Source organism: Mycobacterium sp. 360MFTsu5.1 (assembly GCF_000383495.1).
GTDB classification, from domain to species: domain Bacteria; phylum Actinomycetota; class Actinomycetes; order Mycobacteriales; family Mycobacteriaceae; genus Mycobacterium; species Mycobacterium mucogenicum_B.
In genome coordinates, this window is the sequence record NZ_KB911470.1 from 184,884 (window position 1) to 196,764 (window position 11,881).

At 68.4% G+C, this 11,881-nt stretch carries 12 protein-coding genes; 4 read left to right on the top strand and 8 right to left on the bottom strand.

All coding sequences use genetic code 11. From position 1 onward, the window contains the following. Positions 1–22: 22 nt before the first annotated feature. Positions 23–418 carry a YchJ family protein gene (locus H289_RS0121860; protein ID WP_020102965.1) on the bottom strand — a complete coding sequence of 132 codons (396 nt, stop codon included), beginning with the start codon at positions 416–418 and terminating at the stop codon, positions 23–25. A gap of 39 nt (positions 419–457) precedes the next feature. On the opposite strand from H289_RS0121860, the gene aroQ reads away from it, so the two are divergent. Continuing rightward, entirely contained in the window at positions 458–901 is a 444-nt protein-coding gene (gene aroQ, locus H289_RS0121865) for a type II 3-dehydroquinate dehydratase (RefSeq protein ID WP_020102966.1), read from the top strand. Next, the gene (locus H289_RS0121870) at positions 898–1,287 is read left to right on the top strand and encodes a hypothetical protein (RefSeq protein ID WP_020102967.1); all 390 of its coding nucleotides are present in this window, start codon (positions 898–900) and stop codon (positions 1,285–1,287) included. The genes aroQ and H289_RS0121870 overlap by 4 nt, the downstream gene beginning before the upstream one ends. Positions 1,288–1,292: 5 nt before the next feature. On the opposite strand, the gene H289_RS0121875 is transcribed toward H289_RS0121870, so the two are convergent. The 5 genes from H289_RS0121875 to H289_RS0121895 form a co-directional block, all read right to left on the bottom strand. Further along, positions 1,293–2,690 (bottom strand): mechanosensitive ion channel family protein, encoded by a 1,398-nt coding sequence (locus H289_RS0121875; protein WP_029105572.1) that lies wholly within the window; start codon positions 2,688–2,690, stop codon positions 1,293–1,295. Beyond that, positions 2,690–4,816, bottom strand: coding sequence for an adenylate/guanylate cyclase domain-containing protein (locus tag H289_RS0121880; RefSeq protein WP_020102969.1), 2,127 nt, complete (start codon positions 4,814–4,816; stop codon positions 2,690–2,692). The genes H289_RS0121875 and H289_RS0121880 overlap by 1 nt, the downstream gene beginning before the upstream one ends. 126 nt (positions 4,817–4,942) lie before the next feature. Continuing rightward, entirely contained in the window at positions 4,943–5,434 is a 492-nt protein-coding gene (locus H289_RS0121885) for a GNAT family N-acetyltransferase (RefSeq protein ID WP_020102970.1), read from the bottom strand. A gap of 13 nt (positions 5,435–5,447) precedes the next feature. Further along, positions 5,448–6,494: an isochorismate synthase gene (locus H289_RS0121890; protein WP_051128563.1), complete on the bottom strand. Its 1,047-nt coding sequence runs from the start codon at positions 6,492–6,494 to the stop codon at positions 5,448–5,450. Between the two features lie 35 nt (positions 6,495–6,529). Then, positions 6,530–7,165: an acid phosphatase gene (locus H289_RS0121895; protein WP_020102972.1), complete on the bottom strand. Its 636-nt coding sequence runs from the start codon at positions 7,163–7,165 to the stop codon at positions 6,530–6,532. Between the two features lie 50 nt (positions 7,166–7,215). Between H289_RS0121895 and H289_RS0121900 the strand changes: the two genes are divergently transcribed. Beyond that, positions 7,216–8,019: a ParA family protein gene (locus H289_RS0121900; RefSeq protein WP_036421040.1), complete on the top strand. Its 804-nt coding sequence runs from the start codon at positions 7,216–7,218 to the stop codon at positions 8,017–8,019. Between the two features lie 9 nt (positions 8,020–8,028). Here H289_RS0121900 and H289_RS0121905 read toward each other — a convergent pair whose 3' ends face one another. Beyond that, the gene (locus H289_RS0121905) at positions 8,029–9,243 is read right to left on the bottom strand and encodes an Rv3212 family protein (RefSeq protein ID WP_020102974.1); all 1,215 of its coding nucleotides are present in this window, start codon (positions 9,241–9,243) and stop codon (positions 8,029–8,031) included. Between the two features lie 20 nt (positions 9,244–9,263). Then, a complete protein-coding gene (locus H289_RS0121910; protein WP_020102975.1) occupies positions 9,264–10,814 on the bottom strand; it encodes a DEAD/DEAH box helicase in 1,551 nt (516 codons plus the stop codon). A gap of 337 nt (positions 10,815–11,151) precedes the next feature. On the opposite strand from H289_RS0121910, the gene H289_RS0121915 reads away from it, so the two are divergent. Beyond that, the gene (locus H289_RS0121915) at positions 11,152–11,865 is read left to right on the top strand and encodes a ferritin-like fold-containing protein (protein WP_029105575.1); all 714 of its coding nucleotides are present in this window, start codon (positions 11,152–11,154) and stop codon (positions 11,863–11,865) included. The last annotated feature ends 16 nt before the right edge of the window (positions 11,866–11,881 follow it).

Genomic DNA, 11,881 nt, shown 5'->3' on the forward strand with positions numbered 1-11,881 from the left:
CGGCAACTCGGTCGCCCGGCGGCTAGTCCACGAAGTCGCCGTCGACGTACAGCCAGCCGCCGTCGTCGCCGCGGGTGAATCGGCTGCGCTCGTGCAGGATATGCCGGCTGCCGTCGCGCACGTACTGCGCGCGGAACTGCACGACGCCGGTCGGGTCGTCCGCACCGCCGGCCTCGGTGTCGACGATCTGCAGCCGGCGCCAGACAACGGCGCCATCGAGATCGAGGTCTGCCGGTCGGGTGTCCGGATGCCAGGTCGCCAGCAGGTAGCCGACCTCACCGAGGGCGAACGCGGTGAACCGCGAACGCATCAGTGCCACCGCGGTGGCAGCGGAACGCTCGCCGCGGTGCAGCGGGCCGCAGCAGGCGGCGTACTCGGCCCCGGTATCGCAGCGACACGGTGGATTGTTGGTCGGCACCGGACAATTCTGCCTGTTCGCAGCCGGTACCGTGAGTGGGTGACCGATCGCCGCCTGCTCCTCGTCAACGGGCCCAACCTGAACCTGTTGGGCACTCGCCAGCCGGAAATCTACGGCTCGACCACGTTGGCGCAGATCGAGCAGGCCGTCACCGATCTCGCGGCGCAACTGGGCTTCTCCGTGCGCGCGGTGCAGAGCAACCACGAAGGTGAACTGGTCGACGCGATCCAGGCGGCGCGCACCGACTGCGTCGGCATCGTGATCAACCCCGCCGCCTACAGCCACACCTCGGTGGCCATCGCCGACGCTCTCACCGCAGCCGAATTGCCGGTCGCCGAAGTGCATTTGAGCAACATCCACAAGCGCGAGGCCTTCCGGCACCATTCCTACGTGTCGGCGGTGGCCGAGACGGTGATCGCCGGCGCCGGTCCCATCGGTTACGAGCTCGCGGTGCGGTACCTGGCAGATCGGTTGTCGCAGTGAGTGATCCGACGATCCATCCGCCGGCCGTGCGCCGGGCCGGGTTCCTGGTGGCTGCCGAAGGTGCGCTCGGCCTGATCGGGGCCGCGGTGTACGTGGTGCGCGGGTTGGCCGGCGCCGACCAGCACATCGTCAACGGTTACGGCAATGCGATCTGGCTGGTGTGCATCGGCGGGGCGGTGCTCGCCGGCGGCTGGGCACTGATCACCGGGCGCCGGTGGGGCCGCGGCATCGGGGTGTTCGCCAACCTCCTGCTGCTCGGCGTCGCCTGGTACGTCTTCCAATCCGGCCAGCTGCAGTACGCCATCGTCGTCGGGCTCGTCGCCATCGTCACGCTGGGGTTGTTGTTCAGCCCGTCCACGGTGGAGTGGATCTCGAAGCGGGAGTGACGGTTTCAGTCGGCACTCAGCAGGCGCCGGGCGTGGGCCCGGCGGTCTTCGATGATCCGGCCGAATTCCTGTAGCAGCACCGGATTCCGCTGTACCACCGTCTCGATGTGGTCGCGTTCGACGTGCACCACGGTGACTTCGTCGAGGGCGTGGGCATTGCCGATGACCGGCTGCCGGGTCAATGTGCTCTGGCCGAGATAGCTGCCGTTCTCGAGGATTCCGATCAAGGTCTCCGAGCCGTCGTCACCACCGGCGGTCAGCTGAACACGTCCGGACAGGATGAACGTCATGCGTTCGGGTACCTCGCCGACCCGTTGGACCAGTTCGCCGATGCCGTAGCGTTCCAGGTTCGCCGCGCCCAGCAGTTCGCGTTGCTGGTCGGCGCTGAGCCGCAGGGTCGGTGCGACGACTTCGGCGACGGCCGCGGCCAGCCGTTCTGACGTCGAGAAGACGTCCTCGGCCTCGTCGAGGTGCAGGCCGGCCCGCCGGGATGCATACCAGACCCATTGCAGGAAGAGCTTTTTCGTCTCTCCGTCGTCGGCGGGGGAGTGCAGGGGAATGGTGGTCTGATATTCGAGCCCACCTGCGGGGGTCGACGACACGGTGCCGTCAGGGCGCCGCATCGGCAGGTCTGCGGCCAGGCGTGTGAGCAACGCGCACACCTGGTTCGGCGGATCGTCGAGCGAGAAGATGGTTGTCACGGTGATCGAGTGCGCGTCGGCCGGCCGGCTCAGGTTGGTGAACGACGCCCCGGCCAGCACCGAGTTCGGGGTGATCTGGGTTCCGGCGCCGGTCTCCAGATGCACTGCACGCCAATTGACTTCGACCACCCGGCCGCGTGCGGCGGCGGTGTCCAGCCAGTCGCCGATCTGGAACGGCTGCTCGAACAACATCAACAGGCCCGAGATGATCTGACCCACCGAATTCTGCAGTGTCAGGCCGATGACGATCGAGGTGATGCCCAGCGCCGTGAACAGGCCGCGGACGTTCGCTCCCCAGATGTAGGAGAAGATGACCGCCAGACCGACCGCGATGAGGACGAACCGGGCGACGTCGACGAAGATCGTCGGGACGCGCTTGCGCCAGGTCCCCGCGGGTGCCCCCTGGAACAGCGTGGCGTTCACGCCGGACAGCAGCAGGATCAGCACGACGAACGCGAAAAGTGTTGCGACGGTGCGGACCGAGGTCGCTCCGGCCGGTATCTGCCGGGCCTCGGTCAACAGCAGCAGCAGCGCACCCAGCGGCAGCAGGTAGTTGCGCAGCACGGTCACCGGCCGCACCAGGAAGCTGTGCCTGCGGCGCAGCGCGTGCTGCCATTCGGTGAGCACGACCAGCCCGATCGGCAACCCGACCGCGATGCCCACGGCCCAGTAGAACCAGGCCGAGGTGAGCACGTCGGCGATCATTCCGGCACCACCAGTCGCCAGATCGGCTCGTCCTGCCCGTCGACGGACATGGTGCCGGCAGACGTGAAGGTCATGGTGGCCTGCAGCGCCTGATAAACCCGGTCGGTGACATCGATTCCGGGTTGCGGTGAACCGCTCTTTACCTGGTACGCGACGTTGACCGCGGCGCCCCACATGTCGTAGACGACGGAGTACTCGCCGCCGAGACCACTGCTGACGGTGCCGGTGTCGATGCCGGCACGCAGGCCCAGATGGTTACCGGTCTCGCTGTTGAACCGGTCGATGATGCGTTGGCATTCCAGGGCGAAGTCGACGGTCCGCCGGACGTTGTCGAGCCTCGGGGTGTTGAGGCCGCAGCTGCCCAGGTAGCCGTTCCGGATCGCGCGGACGCGTTCGATGCCGAGGCTGTCTGCGGCCGCGTCGAATTGGCGCTCGAGCTCGGTGACCACAGCGAGTGACCCCTGTGACGTCAACTGCGCCTGCAGCCGGTCCAGTCCGATGACCTCGGTGAAGATCACCGTGACGTTCTGGTGCTCCTCCGGGGCGATCTCCTCGCCCTGCTGGTAGCGCACGACGACCGGTTCGGGCATCAACAGCGTCAACAGCTTGGCGTTCTCCTTGCGCTGCTCGACGAGCAGCTCCTCCTTGACCGTCAGGCTCCGGCTCATCTCGTTGAAAGCCTCTGTCAGCTCGCCGATCTCGTCGCGCGTCTCGACAGGCACGTTGATGTTGTAGTCGCCGGCGCTGATCCGTTGCGCGCCCGCCTCCAGCCGCCGGATGGGCCGAACGAAGAGCTGAGCCAGGAACATCGCGGCGATGCACACCGCGAAGATGATGCCGACCGTCGTCAACACGATGGTCCTGGTGAACGCGGTCTCCCGCTGGAAAGCCTCCGACGTGTCGATCTTGCCGATGATGGTCCAGTGCAGTTCGGCGTCGGGAATCGTGATGGGGGCGTAGGCCAGCAGCACCTCGTGGCCGAGATAGTCGGTGGCCAGCCGGGTTCCGGACTCGCCCCGCAGGGCCTGCTTGTTGGTGGTCGAGGGCACCGGTTGCACCAGGGTGGTGCCGCCCAACTGGATGGCGCGGTCGGCGACGTCGGCCGGGGTGCCGGCCGCGACGACATCGTTCTTGTAGGCCTGCCGATCCTGCAGGAACATCCGGGAATCCGAGCGCATCAGGTCGTCGGGGCCGACCAGGAAGACTTCGCCGGTGTTACCCAGGCCGGATTCCTTCCAGCGTTGGTCGAACGTCATGAGCCGGTTGATCTTCGTGACCGGGAATTGCAGGGCGAGCGCACCCATCGCGCGCCCGGCGGTGACGATCGGGGTGATCATCCAGGCGGTGGGCACATTCTCCGCCGGCTGGTACACCTCGAAATCGGTGATGCCGACGTAGTCGACGGCGTTGGCGGACATCGCTTTCTCATATGCGCCACGGAGTTTGGAGCCGCTGTATGGTCCGGTCAGGATGTTGGTGCCCAGGTCGACGTCCTTGTACGCGGTGTAGACCACGTTGCCGCGGCTGTCGAGCAGCAGCGCGTCCTGGAATTCGAACCGGGTGACGATCTGGCGGAAGAAGTCCTGATAGCGGGCGTTCGCCGCGGACCAGATGCTGCCGTCGTGGGCGTCGTCGACCTTGACCGCGGTGTCGTCGTCCTTCCGCACGGCGGTGTAGTTGGCCTGCAGGTACCGCTGGGCGTTGTCCCTCGGCAGCAGTTGATCGACGTTCAGCTTGGCGCCGCTGGACTGCTGCACCTCCTTGAGGAAGGTGTTGGTGTAGTAGTCGGTGATCGACTGCGACTGCGCCGGACTGATGGGCTTGTCCGCCAACGCGTCGAATCCCGCGGTGAATTCCGCGAGCGCGCCCTGGGTGTGGGCGCCGCGCGCGTAGATGATCATCGAGTTCTTCAGATCAGACAGCTGGTCCTTGAGTTCACGGGACTGCGACTGCCGAAGTTCGGTGAGCCGGTTCAGGACCGAGTCCCGAAGCGAGGCGCGACCGGCGCGGAACCCGATGACGCCGACGACGGTCGCCGCGATGATGGTGCACAGCACCAGCATCACCACGAGCTTCGACTGGATACTCACCCTGGACAGCAGTTGGCGACGCTGGAATCGCATTGCCGTCCCTTCGCCGGCCCGGCCTCATCGGTCGGGCCGCGGATCAACACCGATGGTGGCAGCCGAGGCCCACGTGCAGAAGGGAATTGGGGAAGAAATTTGCGCGGGACGTCAACGGCGGCCGGATCAGCCCTGGGCCAGGGCCGTCAGTTCGGGTCCGGATACCCGGTAGGTCGTCCACTCGGACTGCGGTTTGCCGCCGACCTCGTCGTACAGGGCGATGGCATTGACGTTCCAGTTCAGCACCGCCCACTGCAACCGCGTGTACCCGCGCTCGACGCATTCCTGCGCCAGCGTCGACAGGAGCTTGCGGGCCAGGCCGCGGCGCCGGAAGTCGGGGCGCACGAACAGGTCCTCGAGGTAGATGCCGGACACGCCGTCCCACGTCGAGAAGTTCAGGAACCACAGCGCGAACGCGGCGGGCCGGCCGTCGACCTCGACGAAATGACCCGAAACCGCGGCCTGGCCCGATTCGGCGCCGCCGAACAGCGCGGTCCGAATCTGGGCTTCGGTCACGGTGCACTGGTCGGCGGCCTTCTCGAACGCGGCCAGTTCGTGGATCATCGCGGTGATCTCGACTTCGTCGCCGGGCCGCACCGGGCGGATGATCGTCGTCATTTGTGGTGTCCCATCATTGCGCTACCCCCAGTGCGGTCAGCATCGTCCTGAATTTTGTTGTGGTCTCGGTGACTTCGTCATCGGGGTCCGATTCGGCGACGATACCGCCGCCGGCGCGGGCGTCGATGGACAGCCGGTCGGCGGACAGTTGTCCGCACCGGATCGACACCACCCACCGGCCGTCGCCGGCGCTGTCGCACCAGCCGACGGCGCCGGCATAGAACCCGCGGTCGCCTTCGAGTTCGTTGATCAGCCGCGCCGCCGCCGCGGTGGGAACCCCGCCGACGGCCGGCGTCGGATGCAGTGCGATGGCCAAATCCAGTGCGGTGGTGGATGTCTCGCGCAGCCGACCGGTGATCGGCGTGCTCAGATGCCAGACGGCCGTGGTGGCGCTCACCTGCGGCTCGGCGGCGATGTCGAGCTCGTTGCACAGCGGTTCGAGCGCCTCGCGCATGATGTCGACCACCAGCTGGTGCTCGTGCCGGTTCTTGGCCGACGCCGCCAGCGCGGCGCCGTTGGCGGCGTCCGTCTCGGGGTCGGCGGACCGCGGCGCCGAGCCGGCGAACGGTTTGCACGTCACCACATCGCCGCGGCGGGCCACCAGTAGTTCGGGGCTCGCGCCGAGCAGCGCGGTGCCGGAGTACGGCGCACCGGCGGCGCTGAGATCGGTGAAAAACGCTGTGGCGCTGTGGTCGTCGGCCAGACGGCTGAGCACCACGTAGGGGTCGAGGGCGTCGTCGGCGACGAGCTCGAGCGCCCGGGCCAGCACCACCTTGTGCAGGCCCGCCGCCGGGTCCCGCAGGGCCTGTACCGCGGCGGCGACCCGGGCCCGGTGTTCGTCGGGTGACGGCAGGCTGGCCGCGATCCGCACCGCCGGCAGCCGATCATCGGTGAACGGTAGCGCGTCGGCGTATGTGACGGTCGCCGGCGCCATCAACGCGGCGGGGGAGTCGAGGTCAAAAGGCAAGGCGCCCACCAGGATCGGTACGTCGTCGTCGGCCAGTGCCCGCCGGGCGTCGTCCAGATTCGGGAAGGCCTGCGCCGGCCCGTCCGCCAGCATCACCCCATCGGGACCTGCCAGCACGAAAATCGGGGTCACTCGGGCAGGCACGGGTTGGGGTGGCCGGTGAGACCGAGCGCGACCAACTGGCGCACGCGGTGCTCGAACCCGCACACCGAGATCGAGGCCGCCGCCATGGAGATCCGGATGCCGTCGGTCACCGGGAGCTCCATCCACCGCGTCATCACGGCCCGCGAGAAGTGGCCGTGCCCGACGAACACCACGTCGCGCGTCGCCATGTGGTCCAGGGCCAGCGCCACGGCGCGGTCGGCGCGGGCGCTGACGTCGGCCAGGCTCTCGCCGCCGGGGCAGCCGTGCGTCCACACCAGCCAGTCGGGCACCTGCTCGCGAATCTGCGGCGTGGTCAGGCCTTCGTAGTCGCCGTAGTCCCACTCGGCCAGCAGTTCGGTGGTCTCGGCGACGTCCAGCCCGGCGAGTTCGGCGGTGACCACGGCCCGCTGCCGCGGGCTGCTGATCACCAAGGGGTTGTCGAGCTTGAGTTCGGCCAGCGCCGAGGCGGCGCTGCGGGCCTGCTGCCGGCCTTCCTCGGTCAGCTCGAGGTCGGTGCGTCCGGTGTGCCGGCCGCTGCGCGACCATTCGGTCTGGCCGTGCCGGAGCAGGATGAGCCGGTGTGTCAGCAGTTCGCCTGCCGGGTCGACGCCAATACTCACGACCGAGATTCTGCCCCACGGTGAGCGGCGCCACTTGGCCGCGTGTCAGGATGGGCACCGTGACACGGGTACTTGCGGTCGCCAACCAAAAAGGTGGGGTCGCAAAAACGACGACAGTGGCGTCGCTGGGTGCAGCGCTGACCGAAGAGGGGCAGCGCGTACTGCTCGTCGATCTCGATCCGCAGGGCTGTCTGACCTTCTCTCTGGGCCAGGACCCCGACAAGCTGCCGGTCTCGGTGCACGAGGTGCTGCTCGGCGACGTGGAACCCGACGTTGCGCTGGTCTCGACCGCTGAGGGCATGACGCTGCTGCCGGCCAACATCGACCTGGCCGGTGCCGAAGCGATGCTGCTGATGCGGGCCGGCCGCGAGTACGCGCTCAAGCGCGCGCTGGCGAAGATCGCCGACCAGTTCGACGTCGTCATCATCGACTGCCCGCCGTCACTGGGCGTGCTGACCCTCAACGGCCTGACCGCCGCAGGCGACGTCGTCGTGCCCCTGCAGTGCGAGACGCTGGCCCACCGCGGTGTCGGCCAGTTCCTGCGGACCGTCACCGACGTGCAGCAGATCACCAACCCTGACCTGCGATTGCTGGGCGCGCTGCCGACGCTGTACGACGCCCGCACCACGCACAGCCGCGACGTCCTGCTCGACGTGGCCGACCGCTACAGCCTCGTGGTGCTCGCCCCGCCGATCCCGCGGACGGTGCGGTTCGCCGAGGCCAGCGCGTCGGGTTCGTCCGTCCTCGCGGGCCGGAAGAACAAGGGCGCCATCGCCTATCGCGAACTGGCGCAGTCACTGCTCAAGCACTGGAAGAAGAACAAGGCGCTGCCCGTCTTCACCCCTGAGGTCTGATCCCTCGGGTCACTGACCCAGCGCCACCAACTGGCTGCCCCGCTGCTCCAGCAGCACCGAACCGGCCAGGGCCGGGATGACCGCGGAGTTGACCGGTTGCCGGGCGAGCGCGATGTGCGTCTGGCCGGCGCCGCTCTGCGCGTCGAACGTGTCGTAGCCGCTGGTCACCGGAACCAGCAGATGTCCGGCCAGCATGGTGGCCGGACCGATCGGTGCCTGCCCGCCCTGCGCGCTGACGGTGTACTTGTAGCGCAGCCCGTTGCTGTCGAAGACCAGCACCGAGTCGCCCGTGTACCAGGTGACGACGTCGCCGACGCGGGTCGTGGCCGTCACCGGCGTCGCGGCATGAGGCAGCAGCGTGCTGGCGATGGTGTTGCCGGTTTCGTCGATGATGTTCACGCACGGCTGCGGCGTCGGCAGGTAGACCGCGACCTTGGTCTCCGACACCGCGATGACCTGTGCGTCCGAGTCCACGCTGACGCCGGGCAGCGATACCCGCTTGACGTCCGGCTGGTCCTCTTCCTTGGCGGCCTTGAGCAGCGTCAGTCGAAGGTCGTTCTGCTTGGGACACGCCTCCATGACGGCCACCGAAGCCGAGCTGGCCGCGGCGGATACCAAGCGGCACAGGGGAGAGGCCGGGACGCCGGGTTTGACCACCGCGTCGAGGTAGCCGTAGCTGATCATCCGCACCAGGTCCGAACGCCACTGCTCCAGGCGGCTGTCGCCGTACGACAGGATCGTCGTCCCGTCGGTGGACAGCTTCACCTCGGCGTCGGCGAGGCTGCTGCGGGCGGGTCCGCGGCGTCCGGTGCTCGCGTCGATGGCGCTGGCCTGCCCGCAGCCGCGGCCGTCGGGGTACACCGCCACCGCGTACTGGTACACGGTGGTGACGCCGCACAGCTCGCGGGCGCGCGAGTAGCTCCACAAGGCGTTGCCGGTGGCCGGGTCGCGGCCCTGCATCTCATCGCCGTCGCCGGTCACCACGACACCGCCGACAACCGACGGCTGGGTGGTCTTGCCGCTGGCCGCGGTCCACAGTTCGCGCAGCGTCGAGGGCACCGTCTTGGCGGCGTGCAACGCCGGTGCGGGACGGTCGGCGGGCCGGCTGACGGTGGCCCGCGCATCGCTGTTCCACCAGATCAGCGCTGCGCCGACCGCGACCACCACGACGATGGCCGCGGCGGCGATCAGATCAGCTTTGGTACGTCGTTCCGGTTTGACCATAGGGCTCGGGCGGCCTGCGGCTATTCGGCGGCAGGTGCTGCCACGGCCGCGGCCTCGGGAGCCGCGGCCTTGCTCGGACGACGCCGCCGGCGGCGGCGACCCGAGTGGCTCGACTCAGCGGGGCTGTCGCCGGCCGGCGCACCGGCTTCGGCGGTGTCGCCCTCGGCTGCACCCGACGCCTCGACATGACCCGTGGCCGATTCACCGGCGCGGGTGCGGCGGCGGGACCGGCTGCGGCTGCGGGCCGGGCGGTCCTTGTCGGCGCTCGACTCGCGCTTGACCTCGGGATCAGACGACTTCTTGGCGGGCTTGGCCCGAGAGGCCCCGATCGAACCGGTGACGTCGGTCGGGATGTCCAGCTCTTCGTACAGGTGCGGCGAGCGGGAGTAGGTCTCGGCCGGGTCCGGGCAGTCCAGGTTGAGGGCCTTGTCGATCATCGTCCAGCGGGTCAGCTCGTCCCAGTCGACCAGCGTGACCGCGATACCGGTCTTGCCGGCGCGACCGGTGCGGCCGATGCGGTGCACGTAGGACATTTCGTCCTCGGGGATCTGGTAGTTGATGACGTGCGTGATGTCGTCGATGTCGATGCCGCGGGCTGCGACGTCGGTGGCCACCAGGACGTCGATTTCTCCGTTGCGGAACGACTTGAGGGCCTTCTCGCGGGCGATCTGGCCCAGGTCACCGTGGACAGCGCCGACCTTGAAGCCGCGCTCGGCGAGCTCGTCGGACACCTTCTGGGCGGTGCGCTTGGTGCGGGTGAAGATCATGGTCGCGCCGCGGCCGTTGGCCTGCAGGATGCGGCTGACCATCTCCACCTTGTCCAGCGCGTGGGCGCGGTAGACGTACTGCTTGGTGGAGTCGTGGGTGGCCGCCGAGTGCGGGGCCTCGGCCCGGATGTGCGTCGGCTGGTTCATGAAGGTGCGGGCCAGCGTGATGATCGGGTCCGGCATGGTGGCCGAGAACAGCATCGCCTGCCGGGAATCCGGGGTCAGGCGCAGGATGCGCTCGATGTCGGGCAGGAAGCCCAGGTCCAGCATCTCGTCGGCCTCGTCGAGGACCAGGACGCTCAGGCCGCCGAGCTGCAGGTGGCCCTGCTGCGCCAGGTCCAGGAGCCGGCCCGGGGTGCCGACGATGACGTCGACGCCCTGCTTCAGGGCTTCGATCTGCGGCTCGTAGGGACGGCCACCGTAGATGGCTTCGACGCGGAGTTTGCGTTCCCCGGACCCGCCGGCCCTGAGGTGTTTGCCGGCCATCGTCAGGTCGCCGTACACCTGGATGCAGAGCTCGCGGGTGGGGACCACGACGAGGGCGCGGGGGGTGCCGGTCAGCGGCAGCGAAGCATCGGAGGCGACGCGGTGCAGCAGCGGCACACCGAACGCCAGGGTCTTGCCCATACCGGTGCGGGCCTGGCCGATGAGGTCGTCGCCGGCCAGCGCCAAGGGGAGGGTCAGCTCCTGGATCGCGAACGGGTGGGCCTTGCCGTCTTCGGCGAGCGCCTGGACGATTTCGTCCCGAACGCCGAGGTCAGCGAATGTTTTTTCTTCGGTTGTCTTTGCAGTCAATGCGGTCATGAGGTGGCGTGGATGCCTTCCAGTGTCATCGGAGTCAGTGCTCGCTGTTTGTCCACGCGCGCACGAGTCTGACGATCAACACTTGGGCCCTCGGGGCGGTTCTGCCGAAATCAGCCGGGTGTTCCGGCGAGCTGGAGAACCGTCTACCGCGTCGGTCGCGGATGGAGGTGGGCCAACACGTGCACGCACATTTCCTTGGTCGCAGCCGGTCGCGCGTTGCCCGCGCCGGACCTTTTCCCGATCCGGAACTTGCCCGGAACTGGCTACAGCCGAGACCATTGTAGCTGGTCGCATCGCCGGTCGGCTGTGACGCGAGTCGCGGTCTACAGTTGGGGCCATGCCTTCCCCGTCGCCTTCGAGGTCCCAGGCGCTGCCCGAGCAGACGGCAACTCCGGAGCAGCCGGCGGTGTCCGGCGATCATCCCGGTATCAACGAGCTGTTCGCCCTGTTGGCGTACGGCGAGGTCGCCGCGTTCTACCGGCTGACCGAGGAGGCGCGGATGGCGCCGAACCTGGCGGGCCGCATCAACCTGGCACGCATGGCCGCCGCCGAGATGGGGCACTTCGACGTGCTGCGCGAGGCGCTGCTGCGCCGCGGTGTCGACGTCGTCCCGGCGATGACGAAATACGCTCCGGCACTGGAGAACTACCACCGGCTGACCACGCCGAGCACCTGGCTCGAAGCGCTCGTTAAGACCTATGTCGGCGACGCCCTGGCGGCCGATTTCTACCTGGAGATCGCCGGTTCGCTGCCCGCCGAGGCCGCCGACGTGGTGCGCGCGGTGCTGTCGGAAACCGGGCACTCCCAGTTCGTGGTGGCCGAGGTGCGGGCCGCGGTCAGCGCCAGCGACCGGCAGCGGCACCGGCTGGCGTTGTGGTCGCGGCGGCTGCTGGGGGAGGCCATCACACAGGCGCAGTTCGTGATGGCCGAGCACGACGAACTCGTCGACCTGGTGCTGTCCAGCGGCGAGGGCCTGACCCAGATGACCGAGTTCTTCGAGCGCCTGCAGGAGACACACAAGAACCGGGTGCGCGAACTCGGCCTCGGCTGAGCTCACACACCCGGTT